Consider the following 18,627-nt stretch of genomic DNA (forward strand, 5'->3'; position numbering starts at 1 on the left):
GATTGAAAAAAGTCTTATTTCCTAGACGAGCCGCTCTCGCAAAAAGCTACCGTCTGCCCATTCGATGTAGAGCTTGCATGCGGGCTGTCGGTTGAAAGCTTTGCATTTTGGGATCCCGACACAGGAGTACTTTTCAGATGCACGTCCAATTGCGGAAAAGCGATCTCAATGCCTCTTTCTTGAAACAGCCTGTTGATTTCGAAACGGATGTCGGTTTCGACCTGCAGGCACACGGGAACGGTGGTCCACACTCGCAGTCGAAAAATGAGGGCGCTATCGCCGAAATCCACAAAAAGCACGCTGGGTTCCGGCTGCTTATAGACAAGAGGATGGTTTTGGGCCACTTCCAAAAGGGTCTGCCGCACCAGTTCCACATTAGACCCGTAAGCCACACCCACATTGACATTGCGCCGAACCCTTAAGTCTTTAAAACTCCAATTAATCACACGTCCACTAATAAATTCCGAATTGGGGATAATCATGGTCGCATTATCCACAGTTTGAATAATGGTGGAGCGCACGTTGATTTTGCGCACTTCCCCCCATGTGCCGTCGATTTCGATGGAATCCCCCACTTGGATCGGCCTTTCAAAAAGCAGAATCAAACCGCTGACGAAGTTATTGAAAATATTTTGAAGCCCAAAGCCCAACCCTACACCCAGGGCTCCGAAAGCCACAGTAAGGGAAGTGCCGGAAAAGCCAAGGGCGTTGAGGGCGGCAAGGATGCCGATAAACCATAGGACATAGCCTGAGATGGACACAATGGATTCCTGGAGACCTAGTTCGAGGCCACTGTGGCGGAAAATGCGGTGTTTGATGAGACGCCTGAGCCCTCGGGTTCCCAAGTGCGTTAAGGCGAGAATCACGCTGGCATGAATAAGTCCCAGAAGTCGAAAATTCAAATTCCCCAAAGGAAGTGGCGTGTTGAGAAGGTTAAAGAAGGCTACGATAAGAGCTTGTCTCGCGCCCCAGGCCACCATGAGGCCGACGGATCCCGCAAAAAGCCAGAGGACCCAAAGGCTTTTGACCGTCAACCATCTCAGGGAGCTCTTGGTGTCCTCCTCCGTATCGGGTGCGAAGGCTGCAGCGGTTCCTATGGCCTGTTCCCATTCCATGAGGCTCTTGTAAAGGAGAAAGAGCCAGAGCCCCATGATCAGGCTACGTCCCCAGCCCACGTACCAAAAAGTGGCCAACAAAGCGTAACCGGCCAGTTCCAAGAGCACGCCTACCAGAGCGACGGCGTATCCCCATCCCATGAAGAGATGGAGGGTCCACAATTTGCCGGTCATCCAAAACGGGGGACCACCGGTGACAACTTCCCGTTTCAAACCCCTCCAAAACGTTGCATTCCAGGCCAAAAAGGCCATTTCGAGACCAAACCTATAGAGGAGCAACAGAGCGCTGGAACGCCCTAAGCTTTCTTGAAGGATGACATAGGCAATAAGCAGCCAGCGTCCAAAGGTCACCAACACGCGAAGCCTTCGTAAGACAAAAGCAAACCGACCGGGTCGAAAAACTTCCTTAACGTCTTGAATAAAATGAATACCCCAAGAACTCAGCAACAAGAGGAACAGAATCTGGCAAAGGGTTCTCAGAAAAATAGACGTATCGTAAAGATTCCGTGCCGAGGTGTAGGCGAAGACAAAAAAGGTAGCCCCAAGAAGAGGAAGAGAACGGTTGAAGAGCACCAGGGTCAGGAAGAACCAAGGCTTTTCCTGAGCATCCCGACGTGACAGCAAAGCACCGCACACGCTTCGAAGCCGGAGGCAAAGCCACTGCACCACACCCAAAACCAGAAGCGAGGTGATCAGAAGCAGTCCTCCGACCTTCCAGAGCCCTTGCGCTTGTTCCACCCAAAAGGTCGGTTGAAGTGCCAGGGTAAGCAAGGCCGCCACCGTGTCCAGGTCTCGTCGAAATTCGGAAAGTCCCACGCCCAGAAGAGGGGTTCGTGTTCGACGAAACAGGTCTTCCCGCTTTCTTTCGGCGATACGCTTGTTCAATCGATCCAGAAGCGCGCTGCCTTCATCCCTGAGAGCACTCCAATCGTCCACGAGCTTTTGATATATTTCTAGAGATTCCTTAAGGCGTTTTTCTTTCTGTTTGGAAAGTTCTTCGGCTTCCTTGAGCTGGGCCGTCAAGGTGCGGATGGTGGGAAGATCGTCCCGACGGGCCTTCAGGGTTTCCATTCGGCTCTGGTTGGCGGCTCTTTGTTCCGCCAGGGCACTCAATTGTGTAGCAATATTGGTCTGTTTGTTTTGATAATCTTTCACACGAGCCGCCGCATCATCCACCGTTTGCTTTAAAGGCCCTAAGGCCTTATCCAAATCCTCCAAGGAAGGGGAGGCAAGGGAGATGAGGTTTCCCACGGCGGAAAACTGCAAACGAGCGGCATTAAGTTCCTTTGACCAGGTAGCCAGAGACTGCTTGAGTCCGTCGATGTCTTGAATGAGTTTTTCCAGATCCAACTTTTCCGCCTGAATAGCCTTTTCCAAGGAAGACGAAAGTTCGGCATATTGGTCTTGAGGCTCAGAAGGTCCTCCTTCAGGGCTTTGAGCTCCAAACACGCATGGTGTTATCACGACTGCCAGCCACAGAATTCCAATTAAAAGCCATCCGCGTGCTTTGCAAAACATCGCCTCTCACACCTCAAGAGTCTGGAATTTGTGCATTGAAGCTTCAAAAGCGGCTTTGTCTGATGGGCTTAGCCGCGTGTTCGAGAACTCACAATAGCAAGGTCTTTCATGCTATTTCAATGAAGGGGCGAGTTGGCGCTCGCCCCTGCAACCCTGAAACTGTGTTTTTTCTTGGGGCGGGGACCTTCGGCCCGTCATTTGTGCGGCCGGGACGCCTGCGGTCCCAGGCAAAAATTCAATTTTGGTCAAGCTCCCATGTAAGCAGCCCGGAACGCTCAAAAGCGAACCGCGGGTTTACGTTCCTAGAAAAACCAGCGTGTTTTCGCAATGGGTGTGCCCTTCGAGGGCCGTCACCCATGATGCGCCTGCTTTCGCACCCTGAGGTTCAGGACCTCAACAAATACTGAAAAGCCCATAGCGAAATAGATATAGCCTCTTTCGATATGTTTGCCGCACCCCTCGGCCACCAGCATGACGCCGATAAGGAGGAGGAAACTGAGAGCCAGCATCTTCAAGGTGGGGTGTCGATCAATGAAAGCGCTGACGAATCCGGCGAAAAGGATCATCGCGGCCACGGCAAGAATGATCGCCAGGATCATGATGGCCACATGGCGGGCCATGCCGACGGCGGTGATGATAGAATCCAGGGAAAAAACGATGTCCAGCAAAAGGATTTGAATCAGGACTGAACCGAAATCGGCATGAGTTCGGGTCGTCTTAGTGTGAGGCTTGGACGGCGCTTCCAGTTTATTGTGGATTTCGTGGGTCGCCTTGCCGATGAGAAAGAGGCCGCCTCCCAAAAGGATAAGGTCTCGACCCGATACGGGATGGGAAAACACTTCAAAGACAGGTTTCGTCAGCCGCATGATGACCGTGATGGCCAGAAGCAAGGCAATGCGCAAAAACATGGCCAGAAAAAGGCCGAGTCGACGTGCCTTTTCTTGACTTTCTATTGGCAGCCGTCCCGTGATGATAGCGATGAAGACGATGTTATCGATCCCCAATACCAGTTCCATGGCCGTCAGAGTGATCAGCGCCGCGGCATTTTCCAATGTCACCAAGTTTTCCAACATGTTAGATTCTCTCGAAACCTCCCTTTACGTTTCCTTTCGTTCTCGACCATACGGTCAATAAGTTTTAAGCCGACCGTGTCTTTTACCAAGAACTTCCAGAGTATCGTTAATGATCACAAAAGCGTTGGGATCCATGCGAAAAACCGCTTCCTTAAGCTTAGGCAGTTCCGTGAGGGTAATGATCGTAAGAATCACCTCTCGATCCTCTCCGGAATAGCCTCCCATGCCCTTGAGAAAAGTGACTCCCCGCCCAATACTGTTCAAAATGAAGTCGGCAACCTTCTGCACCTGGGAGGTAATGATCAAAACCATCTTTCGACGATTAAACCCCACCAGGACAGCATCGACCACACGACTGCTCGCATAGACGTAGACCACGGACAATAGAGCTTTTTCCAGCCCGAAAAAGAAACCTCCCACCCCGAGGATCATGACGTTTGCAGCCATGTAGGTCACTCCCACACGAATGCCCCAGCGTGTGTTCAAATAAATGGCCAAAATGTCCAAGCCTCCGGCGGATCCCAAAGATCGTAACATGATGCCTCCTCCCAGACCGCACCACACGCCTGCCAGCACGGCCGCAAGAAGAGGATCGGAAAGGGGCACCGCGGGAACTTTGATCCAAGAAGCCGCCAGGGAAAAAAACACCATGCCGAATAGGGTGTATCCCATAAAACGTCGGCTGATGGAGAACCATCCCAGGACCATAAGCGGAATGTTGCCCAGCAGGTAAAAATGCCCCACATCCACGGAGGGATAAAGGTAATGCAGAATGACGGCGACACCGACAACCCCGCCACTGAGCAATTTTTGGGGAACGAGCACGGCGTTGACACCGAGCACGAAAATCAAGCTTCCCGTCACAATCAGACCCAGGTTGATGGCAAGAGACTTCCAATCCGGAGCCGACCATCGAGAAAGAGTGAGCCTTTTTTTGATCACGTGGCACTCCATGCACGGCACGGCGATTGTCCCCGATGTCGCTTAAACCCCAAGGAAGAGCATTCTGTTTGTGAAAGCCATAAACCTTGGATTCCAGCATGAAAGGAGGGGGCACGGCGCACCGTACCCCCTCTTCCAGATCATGAGCCCTGCACGCTCCCCATGGAAAACCCATTTGACAATTTTTCCATAGGACTCGAGTTCAGGAGAGCTCCTTGGCATAAATGATCTTGTGATCCTCTGGACCGTAAAAATCAGGATGCAAAGCCACAAAGGCATATCCGGCCCGAACATAAAACCGTCGGGTCGGTTCATAGGTGTCCCGGGATGAAGTTTCCACATACACGCGTTGCCCCCCGGCTCTTCCAATCGCCGATTCGGTCTCTTGAAGAAGCTTTCGTCCGATCCCTTGTCCCTGAAACGCCGGATCCACCACAATCCAGTAGAGCTCATATCGACCGGCGGTTCCCAAAATAGGTCCATAACAGGTGTAACCCACCACACGCCCTGCATATTCAGAAAGGACAAAGAAATAGCCGGACTCCGCGCCTGTTCCGAGGCTTTGACGGGCCAGGTCCCGAGCTACAGAAAGTTCTTCTTCGTTAAAGAAACCTGTTTGCGCCGTGATCCGATCCAGCGTCTCCAAGTCTGACGGCACAAGGTAATTTCTGAAGCTTAGATCGGCTTCGTCAACCTCTGTCCGTGACGAAAAAAACACAGGTCTAGAATCGTGTCCGGGAACGATTGTGACCCTAGGAGCCCGGTCGTCCCACGCGCACAAATGGCGGGCCAGAGGCCCGCGCTTCCGGGAAAGGTATCGCCTTTTCTTGTCTTCGGGCAGACTCCTAGGAAATCGCCGAGCTTTGAACGCATCATCGATGAGCCGCTGCACCACGTCGTCCACATTCAGACCCGCTTGATCTGCCGCCGCCATGAATCCAGCATCAGGTGCAAGACAAGGATTCGCGTTGATTTCCAAAATCCAGGGGCGCCCTTGCCAATCCACTCGAAAATCGATTCTTGCATAGCCTCGAAGCCCGAAAATGTTCCAACATCGTTGAGCCAGTCCGCACAGGCGATCGAGAAGCGGGGCGTCTTCTTCAGAAAAGGAAAAGGAGCGCATCGTGTTCCTTTCGGCAAAGGAGCCTGCAACCCACTTGGCTTCATAGTCCACGATGCGATGTTTTTGCGAGCTGAAACCCACAAAACACATTTCGGCCGGCGGAAGCACCTGAACTCCATCAGGGCTTGAGAGCAGCGAGAGATTGAATTCTCGACCGTCAATGAAATGTTCCACGAAAAATCCGTCCGGGCCGAACCGGTGTCGGGCTCGCGTCATGGCCCGGTCCAAGGTTTTCAGGTCATGAAGGGACACGACAGCTTCCTGATCGATCCCTACCGAGGCATCTTCCCATAGGGGCTTTACAATGGCAAAGCTTTCGGTTCCAAGGCTTCGCATCCAATCTTGAAGGCTACCGAGAAGCTTGTCCCAGAGCGCATTTTCCCATGGAAGCTGGGACGTTTCGCCGCCCCAAAGGTCGGGCGGAAAGCCTGCGCTCCCAGAAAAACACCCGGTTTCAGTTTTGTAGGGGTGAGGCGCCGCCTCGGCGCTACCGGGAACTGGCATGAGATGCTTGGCCTTGCGAGTTTTCGAAGAGGCCTCCAGACTCGTGTTGCTTGAACCCGGCGTTGAAACGAAAGGCACGGCCTTTCCAAGGTCACCCTGATCACAATCATTCCCAAGACCGAGAGCCTTGTTCGGCTCAAACCATGCCGGTGTGGGAAGCCCGTACGCCGTCAACCAATATTTGGTGAGCACTTTATGAGACGTCACAAAAACGGCCTCTGTGGAACACCCCGTATAAGGAAAGCCTTCCACATCCAGCAGCCCGGGCGCCACATGAATCAAGCGCCCGGTCCCTTCAACCGTTTCCACTAGGTTGAAAACCAGGTCCGGGCGGAGATCTCGAAGCGCCCAACGTCCGGCTTCAAGATGTGAGGAGAAGGGAAGAAAAATCACATCGTGTCCTAAACGTGTGAGCGCTTCTCCCAAGAAACCGGCTTGGACCAACACATCCTCTTCATCAGGCAGCGCCTTTGAGGGTACGGCAGAATGTAGAATCACAACCCGCATGAGAGCCGCCCCTCGTGGATTGACCTTGAATCAAGGGCCTCTCTGTGAAGAGATTTTTCCGGAGCTTTGCCGCCTCTAACCATTCTTTGTATGGCTTCATTCAAAACGGCACCGATAAGATCCCGATACGGAATACCAAGAAGCGTGCACAAAATGGGCAAATCCGAATGCTCAGGATGCAACCCTGCCAGGGGATTTGCTTCGAGAAAATGGGGGCGTCCTCGACCATCAGAACGAAGGTCGATACGACCGGCGTCTCGACATCCAAGCACTTTCCAGGACTCCACGGCCACACGGGCCGCCTGCCGTGCTTCTTCGTCATCCGCCAGACGGTACAGCACACGTTCCTCGCACCATTCCTTGTTGGCGTAGGAATAGACTTCGGCATCCGCATTCTCTCGAAGAACCACTTCCATGACGCCGAGGGCTCGAGTCGATTTTCCCGAACCCAAAAGACCCACGGTAAATTCACGACCGGGTAAAAATGTTTCCACCAGCACGGGCTGGTCATACGTTTCCAAGAGAAACACGCACACTCTCTCCAATTGCTCCAAAGACTGAATTTTCGATGCCGTCGTTATGCCTTTACCCGTCCCTTCGCGAACGGGTTTGGCAAAAAGAGGCATAGGAAGATCCACGCGCCCGACATCTTCAAGATCGCCGACCACAACGAAAGGCGCCGTAGGAAGCCCGGCATCCCGCACCAGGCGTTTCGCCACCGACTTGTCCAACGTGACACACAAACTCAACGGATCGGAAAACGTGTAAGGTATTCCATAGGCATCCAAAAGGGCGGGAACTTGAGCTTCTCGGCCTGATCCCAGAAGTCCTTCGGCGATATTGAACACGAGATCCCAGCGGTCTCCAGAGACCAGGCGCTGCATTAAATCCTTAAGACGTCCGATGCGATCGGTTTCATGACCCAAGGCACGAATGACGGTTTCCAAGGCTTCGATGGTATCCGGGCGGTCAAATTCAGCCGTTTCTTCCTCCGAAAACCCTTCCGCAAGATAGACGTCCCGAAGGTCGTACGTCAGCCCGATCTTCATTGGTTTTGCCTCTTCAAAACACTTCATGGACCACCCGGCATGATCCGGAGGGAACCTCGAAAGCCTTGGGGTACCGAAACAGGCGATGTTCATAGTTACGAAGGATCAGATCGTTGCCGTCCACTCCCTGCACATAGTCGGGAAGAAGAGGAATCTTGCCACCGCCTCCTGGAGCATCCACCACGTAGGACGGCACTGCATACCCAGAGGTATGTCCTCGAAGACCGTCCATGATGTGGAGCCCTCGAGCGATGCTGGTTCGAAAGTGGGCCGATCCGCAAATGGGATCGCATTGGTACAGGTAGTAAGGGCGTACTCGAAGACGCATGAGGCCTTGAAAAAGAGCCTTTAAGGTAGCCACGTCGTCGTTGATGCCTTTCAGAAGCACCGTCTGGCTGCCTAGGGGAATGCCGACATCCGCCAGCCGTGCGCAAGCTTCCGTCGTTTCCGGTGTCAATTCCTCCGGATGCGTGAAATGCAAGCTCATCCACAATGGGTGATATCGACGCAGAAGCCGGACCAGATCCCGCGTGATCCGTTGAGGCAAAACAGCCGGGACTTTGGTCCCTATCCGTATGATTTCCACATGCCGAATGGCCCGAAGCCGATCCAGAAGCCAGCCCAAGGCTTCATCGGCCAGGGTGAGGGGATCGCCGCCGGATAGAAGCACATCGCGAACGGTGGGCGTCGCTTGAATATAGGCCAGAGCCTTTTCCCAAACACGACGACTGGCATGCCCTCCAGTGCCATGACGTCCCACAAGCCGGGATCGCGTGCAATAGCGGCAATAGGTCGAACAAAAGCCTGTCACCAAAAAAAGCACTCGGTCCGGATAGCGATGGACCAGTCCGGGCACCGGTGCGTTCCGGTCTTCTCCTAAGGGATCCACGGATTCTTCAGGACTGCGAAGCCATTCTTCAGGAAGAGGCACCACGGAACGACGCAACGGATGCTCGGCATTCCTTGGGTCCAAAAGGCTTGCATAATACGGTGTGATTGCTACGGGAAAACGGGCGGAAGGGTTTTGCAAAGCGCTTTGTTCCGCGGCACTGAGATGGACGATTCGGCTCAGCCCGTTCAATGAACGAAATCGATGCTGCACCTGCCAATGCCAGTCATTCCACAAAGCAGGACTCACATTGGGAAAATACTTCTTTTTGAATTCGCAGGCTTGTTCGCTCAGGGGCATGGAGGCGGATCGGCGGGAGGAGAGTCGAGGGATCCGCCGATAGGAAGGTGAGGCATCGGTTGGGTCTGCGCCCGGAGGTTCGCTTGGAGGCTCCTCCGCCTCGGACGACTCTTCAAAAACAGCTGAAGACTCCTGCCGCCATTGTCGATCGGTTATTTCCATGTAGGCACCCTTTCTTGTTCTTCCAAAGTGATCTGAAACTCTTGCCGTGCACTGCGTCGCAGGCACCATTTACACGAAAAACGTAGAAAGAAAAAATTTTTTTTGGGATCAGGGGTGAGCTTCAGCCCAGTTTTTTCCCCAACCCATGTCCACCACCAGAGGGACACGCAGCGAAAGCACCCCTTCCATGCGATCCTTGACCATCTTCTGAATCCAGTCCAATTCCTCCTCAGCCACTTCAAAAACCAGTTCATCGTGTACCTGTAGCAGCATGGCACTTCGGCAACGACGAGCTTGCATCTCTCCATGGATGTCGATCATGGCCTTTTTGATCACATCCGCCGCAGATCCCTGAATGGTGGTATTGACGGCCAATCTTTCCCCTTGCTGGCGTACCGTCCGATTGCGGCTCTTAAGTTCTGGAATGAAACGACGCCGCCCAAGAAGGGTTTCCGCGTACCCTCTCTTGTCCGCTTCCGCGATCACCTGTTCAATCCAGCGCTTGACCCCTTGGTACCTTTCGAAATAACGATCGATAGCGGCTTTGGCACTGGTTTGACTGATCTTGAGCTGTTTGGCCAAACCATAAGGGCCCATGCCGTATATAATGCCGAAATTGATGGTCTTGGCGTGGCGACGCATCTCCGGGGTCACCTCCTGCGGAGTCACCCCGAACATTTCCGCAGCCGTCCTGCGATGAATGTCGTCTCCAGCTTCAAAGGCGGCCAAAAGCCGTTCATCCCCGCTGTAATGGGCAAAGATGCGGAGTTCAATCTGAGAATAATCCGCCGCCAAAAGCACATGGCCTGGATCGGCCACAAAGGCTTCACGAATACGGCGCCCTTCTTCAGTGCGCACCGGAATGTTTTGCAGATTGGGCTCCGAACTGCTCAGACGTCCCGTGGCCGTGACTGTTTGGTTGTAGCTTGTGTGAATGCGTCCTGTTCGGGGATGCACCATGGAAGGTAAAGCATCCACGTAAGTGTTTTTCAACTTGGCCAGGCTACGGTAAGCTACGATGTGTTCGGCGATGGGATGATGCGCCGCCAACTCTTCTAGAACACTCATGTCCGTGGAAGGTCCCGTTTTGGTTTTCTTGATCACAGGAAGTTGCAGCTTGCCAAAGAGAATATCCCGAAGCTGCACGGGCGATTGAATGTTGAAAGGGCCTCCAGCAATCTCGTAAATGGCTTGCTCTTCCTTAAGCATGCCCTCTTCAAAGCTTCTGGACAAGACCTTGAGCTTCTCCGTATCCACCCGCACTCCGCGCAGCTCCATGCGCGCCAAGACTTCGATGAGCGGCCGTTCCAAGGAGTCCATAAGGTTCAAAAGGCCGGCATCGTCCAGTTTCTTTCGCAAAATGGGAACAAGCCTCAAGGTGGTTTCGGCATCACTGCATGCATAAGCGGCCGCTTTTTCAATGGGGACTCGACTAAAAGGGATTTCCTTGGCACCGAATCCGGCCACGTCTGCATACGCCGCTTTGGGTTCTCCGAGATGTTCCGCCACAATGCGTTCCAGCCGATGAGACGGGTTACCCGGATCCAGAAGGTAACTGGCCACCATGGTATCGAAATCAATGCCGCGAAGTTCAATCCCATGCCGTTTCAGAACCACCCATTCGTACTTGATATTTTGCCCCACTTTTTTTGGTGTTTCCGCTTCCAGGATGGGCCGAAGCCTGTCTAGAACGACGGAAAGAGGAAGCTGAGGGCCCTGATTCTCCATTTCATGGCCAATGGGAACATAGGCCGCTTCCTGGTCGCGCCAGCTCAAGGCTACCCCCACAATGTCGGCCTGCATGGCATCCTGGGACGTGGTTTCCAAGTCAATGGAAAGGACGTTTTCCCGCTGAATTTCTTTCAGGGTTTCTTCAAAGGCTGCTTCATCCCTAAGGATTCGATCCTGCCGCAATCCGCTTGCTTCCGTAGGCAAAGCCGGGGTCTGTACCGAAAGATCCTTGGTAAGATCAGTTAAAAAGCGACGTAAACCCAGCTTTTCGTACAATTCCTGAAGAGCATGGACGTTGGCAGGGCGCCTTCGGTACCGTGCCACAGGTGTCTCCAGGGGAGCGTCGTCCCGCAAGCGAACCAACTCCCTGGAAAGCAAAGCCGCTTCTTTGGCCTCTTCCACTTTTTTTCGCAGACTTGCCTTTGGAATTTCATCAACCCTTCGCAACACTTCGTCCAGGCTTCCAAAAAGGCGAATCAGGTCTTCAGCTGTTTTTTTTCCCACGCCGGGGACACCGGGAATGTTGTCCGTACTGTCCCCCATGAGCGCCAAGAGATCCTGGACTTGGTTCGGAAGCACACCGAGTTTCTGCCGCACGGCTTCTGCCGTATACAGTTCGTCTTTTTGAGGATCCCATTGAAGGACCAGAGGTTCATTCACCAACTGATGAAGGTCCTTGTCTCCGGAGACAATCACCACAGGGCAGCCTTCCCGTAGGGCGTGACGGACCAAGGTGGCCATGACATCGTCGGCTTCGTACCCTGGAATCTCCAGGGACGGTATCCCCAAAAGCTCCACCATCTTCTTGATGATAGGCACTTGAACCACCAAATCTTCCGGCATGCGATCCCGCGTGGCCTTGTATTCCGGATATATGTCATGGCGAAAAGTGGGACCCGGTGGGTCATAAACCACGCATATGAGCTCGGGCTGTTTTTCCTTGAGGACTTTGTGAAGCATTTGATGGAAACCAAAAACCGCTTGCGTCGGTGTGCCGTCGGGAGCCGTCAGGCGTCGGCCCATGCCGTAAAAGGCTCGATACATGTACGAACTGGCATCGATAAGGAAAAGGGGCGACTTTTTTTCCGTCATCTTAGGCGGCTCCTCATTCCATGCCGCGGCTGGAATCCGGTCGTTGTTTCAGAGGCGGCGGCAGATATTCCAGGTTGACATGGCTCATGGCATGAAAAATGTTCCCTCGAATCTTTCGATTGGACCGATACAGGCCGAAAAGGAACTCTCGAATCTGGGTGCGGGCGTTTCGTCCCACCGAAGGGCATGGATTCTCCACGGTGGGCAATCCCAGACGTCGCACCATGCGGTCCACCTTTTGGCTGTCCACCAGGGCCAAAGGCCGTATGACCGTCAAAGAACCCCCGAAAAAGCTTTGGCGCGGCACAATACTGGCCGTCTGGGCTCCGTAAAGAATGTTGATGAAAAACGTCTCGATAAAATCGTCTTGATTGTGCGCCAAAGCCACTTTGGAACATCCCAGAGCTTTCGCTTCACGAAATATAGCCGCACGTCGTCTTCGGGCACAGAGGAAACAAGGGTTTTCTCGATTCTCGGAGCTGTGCGCCTGCAAACCGTAATCGGTACGAAGAATCCGGTATTCGAATCCTTCCGAACGAAAAAAGTCTTCCAATGGTTCGGCCGTGCCGGGCTTAAACCCCAAATCCACGTGAACGGCCACGAGATCATAATGGATGGGCACGCGTCGAAGCCTTTCTCGAAGCAGCCACAAGAGCAGCACGCTGTCCTTGCCTCCCGAGACGGCGACCGCGATTCGATCTTTGGGGTCGATCAGACCGTAGTGGTGGACGGCTTTGCCCACCAACTTTCGCACTTCCTGATCAATGTAAGCCACACCTATGCCGCCTGATCCGCCGCTTGGCCCTGAATGTTAAGATAAGACGTCGCGCTCTTGATCCCTCCCAGGGTCAGATCTTCCATCTGAAAGATCTGGCCGATACGAGCGATCGTGGAACTGTTCCAGACCCAATGGTCTCGAGGAATGGGATTCAACCAGACACTTACAGGAAAAGCTTCTCTAAGTTCCCTTAGCCACACATAACCCGGTTTACGAATAGCGGTCGTCGGATCAATAGACCCGTAGGAAGCCATCAGTTCCGCCGGCGCCATGTTGGCGTCGCCGATGATGATCAGGCGCGTTTTCTTACCCGCCGAAAGAAGCTTGTCCCATGTTACGGGTTGACGTCGCTGGGGATCCGCGTACACGGTACCGTAGATACAGTTATGAAAGTAAAAGAAGCGCACATCTCGAAAACAATCGCGAATTTGACTAAACACGGTCTTGACCAGATCCATGTAAGGGAGCATGGAATAACCGCCGTTGTCTACAAGGACAATAAGTTCCACGCGGTTCCTCAGTTCCCTTTGAAACACCAATTCGATCTCACCACCATTTTTGGCCGTCCGCTCAATGGTGCTGTCCACATCCAGCTCCGTCTCAGGACCTACAGGACGAAGACTTTTCAAGGTGGAAAGCACTTGCCTCAGGTTCTCACTTCGAAGCGGCGTCTCATCACTGTAATGAATATAACGACGGGCTCCAATGACCTTTTGCGCCGTCCCATGCACACTTTCTCCATAGACACGCAACCCTCCTCCGTGACGGCCGCTATGCCCGAAAGGGGATCGCCCTCCCGTGCCCACCCAGGTGTTTCCACCATGGTGTTGGCCGTCTTGAGCCATCACAGTGCGCCAGAACCGCTCCAAAAGCTCTTCGTTGTCAAACTGGCGCAGGGCTTCCGGAGGAAGCCGGCCACTTTCCACTTCGCGCCGCAACCATTCCTCAAACGGCTTTCCCTTCAGAAGGTTTTCCCAATCCTCTGGCAAAACCGAGGGATCTCCCAAGAAGGTTTGACGAAAAACCTGTTCAAAAGCATCGTAGTGTTCCACTTTCTTCACAAACACCAGGCGTGCGAAAAGAAAGAGGCGATCCAGGTCTCGAGCGATTCCGGCACGCAAGCCACGGTAGAATTCCAGAATGTAATGGACACTGACTGGGATTCCCGCGCGCCTAAGCCCATAAATGAAATCCACCATGCCTTTTCCTTTCCGGCTTTACGGCGCCCATGAGTCTTGTTGTCCGAAAGCATGGGATCTTCCCAGGGACCTTTTAAAAACGAAGGGTTTTACGAAGACCTTTGAATTTCAAAATGTCCTGGGTTCTCTTGAGCAGCGTGCCGATATGAGCCACGTCTTTCCCGGCCCCGGGACCTCGAACGCCGCTCGCTCTCATGGCTCCGATCCAGTCCAAGAGTTCGGCCGTAGCGGGAGGTTTCTCAAATCCCTCTTCGCGAAGACGATAAAAGGTTTCCAACGATGCATGTAAAAAGGCATCGGGAATGTCCGGGTAATGCAGTCGCACGATTTTGACCATTTCCTCGGGTCCTGGAAAAGGAATGTAATGGCAAAAACAACGGCGCAGAAAAGGATCCGAAAGTTCGCGCTTGGCATTGCTTGTAATGATGATGATCGGACGCTGCCTGGCTCGAATCTTATGGTTGATTTCGCGAATGATAAAGGCGCCGTCTTCCAACACATCCAAGAGATTGTCCTGAGTGTCGGAATCCGTCTTGTCGATTTCATCCAGAAGGAGCACACGACGGTCTTCGCAGGTAAAAGCTCTGCCGATGGGACCGAAACGAATATAGTCCCAGATATTGTTCACGTCGCGGCCTGTGTTCCCTGTGCCGAAACGGGAATCGTTCAGGCGCAGCACCGTGTCATAAACGTAACACAGCTCTTCCCCCTTGAAGGTGGACTTGCACCGGGCTTCCTCCATGTGCAGCTGAAGGGCTCGAGCGATTTCAAAGGCGAGCTGGGTCTTTCCTGTACCCGCTTCTCCGCTCAGCAACAACGGCTTTTCCATGGCTATGGCAATATTGACAATCTCTCGAAGTTCCGGGTTCAGATAGTAGCGCTCGGTGCCTTCGAAGCGAAGGGAAATGGACTGAGAAGCCTTTTGCACGATGAACCTCCTTGTGTCAGGGACCGCCTTTTAGAATCCCCGTCTTGTAACCCTCGCCGACGTGGGCATCATAGAGTATTTTGGAAGACTCTTGAAGCCTCCATACGTGGAAAAGAAGAACCAAAGCATAGCCTTTGCAAACAGGTCTTCCGGAAAATGATCGGGTGGGCTTTGCCGTTACCCATGCCAGGAAAAGGAAACGGGATTGTTTGGCCGGATTTGGCATTCCAACGGCAAAGCATACGCCTGGCTTCGTGCTCTTCAAAACAAGAACTTGGTCCCCCGAAAGCCTTTCGAAGCCGACCTTGGTGTGCTATAGGCTTTCCATGGGCTAAGGTGACAACAAGACGGGGCCAGAAGAATGGGGCGGCACAAGTGTCCACTAAACCCGGGCCGTTAAGAGCCTAACGGAGGCAAACCCTGCGGTGAGACGGGCTTTTGCACGATCTTTTAATGTATGGGCCGGAAGACCGGAACCGTCCTTTCGCATGAGCCTTTTTCTTGCCTGTGCTCTCACCTTTGGATTCTACACCGCTTCCTACATGCGTATTCCTGTAGTGCCCCTGTATGCCAAGAGTCTTGGAGCCGACACGGCCACCGTGGGCTGGATCAATTCCGTGTTTTTCCTCACCGCCGGATGCCTTTCCCTGCCTGTGGGACTTTTGGCGGATCGATGGGGAAGAAAACGGTTGGCCCTAGGGGGCATCTTCATCGTCAGTCTGACCTGTTTTGCCTTGGCTTGGGCAAGATCTTCGCCTCAGCTCATGGCCATCTATTTCTTGTTCGGGATCGGTCTTTCGGCCTACGGCCCTACCATGATGAGCTATGTTGCAGACGTTTCGCCGGTGACCCACCTGGGTCGCTCCTACGGGTGGTACACCACGTCGCTTTACGTGGGGATGAGCGTTGGGCCGGCCATTGGAGCTTGGATTGCGCAGCGGTTCAGTTTTCAGGATGTGTTCGTGGTTTCGGGTGTGCTGACCGTTGGATTGTTGATTGTGCTGGGTGTTTTCTTACCAACACCGCAAACGGGCGGCAAAACCGGAACCAACCCGCCTCTTGGGCAACTGGCCGTGACGGTTCTTCAGTCACGCCCTCTCTGGGGCTGCTGGCTGATCACTTTAGGGCTCTGCTTCGGCTTGGGAATGTTTGTCACCTTCATTCCTTTGCATGCTCGACAAAGTGCTATCCCCGTGGCTTCCATCGGGTTGATCTTTATGATCCAGGGTGTTTCCAACGCTGTGTTTCGCATTCCTTTTGGCCATTGGAGTGACCGGACGGGGGATCGCAGACGCTTGGTGGCCCTGGGATCCCTGGCAACAGCAGGGGCCATGGTCGGCTTTGGGGCCGCTCATCTTTTGTGGCAGTTTCTGATGTGGGCCGCCTTTCTAGGGGCGGGCTTAGCCCTGGCTTTCACTTCCATTGGAACGCTCATCGCGGCTGTGGCCGATCCCCGCTCTCGAGGACTGGCCATGGGTGGATATAACACGGCGATTTATATGGGCATTATGGCCGCCTCAGCCGCCATGGGAACGGTGATCACCCTCAAAGGCTACTTTTTTGCTTTTTCGAGCACAGCCGCGCTCACGGCACTTTGTCTTCTGCTCTTCGGCCTCCTCATGAAACCCTATCATCCATCATAGGGTCAGACCTTCCAAGCCACCTAACCCCACACCGCAAAGAATTCATACCCTCCGCTCCGCCTGAAATCCCTTCCTGTCAAGCCTCCATGACCAACAAAAAAAACCGTAACCAGACCCCATCATCCGACCTAATCTTTACATGGCCGGCCCCAAAACCTATTCAACCTCTTTACCGAACTCATGACCCTTATCAACGCCATGAGGTCAGAAGGCTCCGTACGAACGGACATGTCCACCCAAATACTCCCGCCGCGAAATCATCCCGGGCGCACACACCGGTACCCCACAACGATGCCTCCTTGTGGCAACGATTTCTCAGGCACGGGACCAAACCTTCGTCACACAAAATCCCCTACGCAGGGACGGAACGACGGGTCCACTTTGTTCACTTTCCTCGGCCACAAGCAAAGTTTTTCCCACACATCCTCAGCACAACATAAAAAAAAGGCTTCGGGAAATCTTACCCGAGCCCTTTATTGTCTCTGGTGGGCCGTCAGGGACTCGAACCCCGAACCTCCTGATTAAGAGTCAGCTGCTCTACCCATTGAGCTAACGGCCCACGTGCATTTCTGGTACGCCCGGCAGGATTCGAACCTGCGGCCTGCGGATTCGAAGTCCGACGCTCTATCCAGCTGAGCTACGGGCGCATGATCGTTGCCACGAACGGGGCTTTTTACTAGCCCAGGGGCACGAGAGTGTCAAGCAACTTTTTGCAAAATTCGAGGAGTAGGGGCGTGAGGATTTCCTGGATTTTTGCTAAAAAATACGCATAACGTCGAGTTGCTCAGATTGTGCCGTCATGCTGGGAGCATGTATGAAGACGCTTAATGGCTGTTGCGTTAAATCCCAATTCAAGATAGGGGCAAGGCGGCGTCTGCTCCTAAAAAAACTGATACGAAGCCATTCGCTGTGGACGGAGGCTTCATGCCGGCTCATTTTCCGGACGGGACCCCCGCGCTCCCAGAAAAAAATGGACATGGTGTTTTCAATGCATCTGGTGGCCGGCAAACTTCACCATTGACAAGGTCCGGCTTAGGCTCAATCTCTTTTTTAGCCTATGAGGAGGTTTCTTTCTCATGGATGTGACACTCACCATAGCCTTAGCCCAGGTGCAAGGGAGCAGCGATCCGTTCCAGAATCTGGAAAAGGCGCACCATCTTGCAGCAAGGGCTGCGCAATCCGGCACGAAGCTTTTGGTGTTTCCCGAGATGTTTATGGGGCTTCCTAAAGGAGATCAGACGCCCGTATCTTTGGCGCGGCACGGATATGCGAATTTCTTGAAACATTTAAGCAGCATCGCGATAGACTCCGGCCTCAATATTCTTGCCGGGATTTGGGAACCATCGCCGGATTCCCATAGGGCTTACAACACCGCCGTCCTTGTCGATACTCAAGGAAAATTGCTGGCCACATACCGAAAGCTACACCTTTTCGACGCCCTGAACGTTCGGGAATCCGACACCATGAAGCCTGGGGACGCTCCACCTTTTGTGGTTTCCGTCGAAGGATTTCGTGTGGGTGTGGCCATATGTTATGATCTTCGTTTTCCTGAAGTGTTTCGCTACCTTGCCGATCAAGGTGCCCAGCTTATTGTAGTGCCTGCAGGCTGGTACCAAGGTTCGGTTAAGGAAGAGCTTTGGCTCACTTTACTTCAAGCCCGCGCCGTCGAAAACACGGTTTACATTGCCGGGTGCAACCTGATCGGCCACGCCTTTTGTGGCCGAAGCACCGTTTTCGACCCCTTTGGAATCCCCATTGCGACAGCCATTGAAGGAGAAGATTGCATCATCGCCGTTGTTTCCTCGGCGCGTCTCAGAGCCGTTCGAGAAAAGCTCCCATGTCTCGAAAACCGTAGAAGGGACCTTTTCTAAGTCGCAGATTCCGGAATTTCCACATCATCGACCCACCGTTGGTGCTTTTGGTTGCGCCTCATGGGATGTCTTGTTTACACCCAGCCGGCAGACGCCTTCAAAACGAATCCCCTTGAAACAACCTCTCGAACACGTCCCTAAATGGACGGGATTCAAAACGCTTCGCGCAGGTGTCGGTTATAAAGTGTCTCCTTCGGAACCAT

At 53.4% G+C, this 18,627-nt stretch carries 12 protein-coding genes and 2 tRNA genes; 2 read left to right on the plus strand and 12 right to left on the minus strand.

What is annotated here, in order from left to right; genetic code table 11:
* Positions 1-14: 14 nt before the first annotated feature.
* From WHS46_08765 to WHS46_08810, 10 genes are all read right to left on the minus strand, one after another.
* Positions 15-2,579: a mechanosensitive ion channel domain-containing protein gene (locus WHS46_08765; GenBank protein MEJ5348765.1), complete on the minus strand. Its 2,565-nt coding sequence runs from the start codon at positions 2,577-2,579 to the stop codon at positions 15-17.
* 404 nt (positions 2,580-2,983) lie between these two features.
* Positions 2,984-3,706 carry a TerC family protein gene (locus WHS46_08770; GenBank protein MEJ5348766.1) on the minus strand — a complete coding sequence of 241 codons (723 nt, stop codon included), beginning with the start codon at positions 3,704-3,706 and terminating at the stop codon, positions 2,984-2,986.
* A 54-nt stretch (positions 3,707-3,760) separates the two neighbouring features.
* A complete protein-coding gene (locus tag WHS46_08775) occupies positions 3,761-4,648 on the minus strand; it encodes a YitT family protein (GenBank protein ID MEJ5348767.1) in 888 nt (295 codons plus the stop codon).
* 202 nt (positions 4,649-4,850) lie between these two features.
* Positions 4,851-6,782 (minus strand): GNAT family N-acetyltransferase, encoded by a 1,932-nt coding sequence (locus WHS46_08780; protein MEJ5348768.1) that lies wholly within the window; start codon positions 6,780-6,782, stop codon positions 4,851-4,853.
* Positions 6,770-7,831, minus strand: coding sequence for a D-alanine--D-alanine ligase (locus WHS46_08785; GenBank protein ID MEJ5348769.1), 1,062 nt, complete (start codon positions 7,829-7,831; stop codon positions 6,770-6,772). Before WHS46_08785 ends, WHS46_08780 begins: the two co-directional genes overlap by 13 nt.
* Before the next feature lie 13 nt (positions 7,832-7,844).
* Complete coding sequence (locus tag WHS46_08790; protein MEJ5348770.1) at positions 7,845-9,182, minus strand: KamA family radical SAM protein; 1,338 nt, start codon at positions 9,180-9,182, stop codon at positions 7,845-7,847.
* Positions 9,183-9,290: 108 nt separating this feature from the next.
* Positions 9,291-12,005 carry a DNA polymerase I gene (gene polA / locus WHS46_08795; protein ID MEJ5348771.1) on the minus strand — a complete coding sequence of 905 codons (2,715 nt, stop codon included), beginning with the start codon at positions 12,003-12,005 and terminating at the stop codon, positions 9,291-9,293.
* A 13-nt stretch (positions 12,006-12,018) separates the two neighbouring features.
* Complete coding sequence (locus tag WHS46_08800) at positions 12,019-12,780, minus strand: ATP-binding protein (GenBank protein ID MEJ5348772.1); 762 nt, start codon at positions 12,778-12,780, stop codon at positions 12,019-12,021.
* A 2-nt stretch (positions 12,781-12,782) separates the two neighbouring features.
* Positions 12,783-13,982 carry a hypothetical protein gene (locus WHS46_08805; protein ID MEJ5348773.1) on the minus strand — a complete coding sequence of 400 codons (1,200 nt, stop codon included), beginning with the start codon at positions 13,980-13,982 and terminating at the stop codon, positions 12,783-12,785.
* A 73-nt stretch (positions 13,983-14,055) separates the two neighbouring features.
* Positions 14,056-14,910 (minus strand): MoxR family ATPase, encoded by an 855-nt coding sequence (locus WHS46_08810; GenBank protein ID MEJ5348774.1) that lies wholly within the window; start codon positions 14,908-14,910, stop codon positions 14,056-14,058.
* A gap of 488 nt (positions 14,911-15,398) precedes the next feature.
* Here WHS46_08810 and WHS46_08815 point away from each other — a divergent pair, with 488 nt between their 5' ends.
* Positions 15,399-16,553 carry an MFS transporter gene (locus tag WHS46_08815; protein MEJ5348775.1) on the plus strand — a complete coding sequence of 385 codons (1,155 nt, stop codon included), beginning with the start codon at positions 15,399-15,401 and terminating at the stop codon, positions 16,551-16,553.
* A 483-nt stretch (positions 16,554-17,036) separates the two neighbouring features.
* Here the strand turns inward: WHS46_08815 and WHS46_08820 are convergent.
* Both WHS46_08820 and WHS46_08825 read right to left on the minus strand, forming a co-directional pair.
* Positions 17,037-17,112, minus strand: a tRNA-Lys gene (locus tag WHS46_08820).
* Positions 17,113-17,123: 11 nt separating this feature from the next.
* Positions 17,124-17,200: transfer RNA gene (locus tag WHS46_08825), tRNA-Arg, on the minus strand.
* A gap of 429 nt (positions 17,201-17,629) precedes the next feature.
* Here WHS46_08825 and WHS46_08830 point away from each other — a divergent pair.
* Positions 17,630-18,424: a carbon-nitrogen hydrolase family protein gene (locus tag WHS46_08830; GenBank protein ID MEJ5348776.1), complete on the plus strand. Its 795-nt coding sequence runs from the start codon at positions 17,630-17,632 to the stop codon at positions 18,422-18,424.
* Positions 18,425-18,627: the final 203 nt, after the last annotated feature.

Source organism: Desulfosoma sp. (assembly GCA_037481875.1).
GTDB lineage: Bacteria > Desulfobacterota > Syntrophobacteria > Syntrophobacterales > DSM-9756 > Desulfosoma.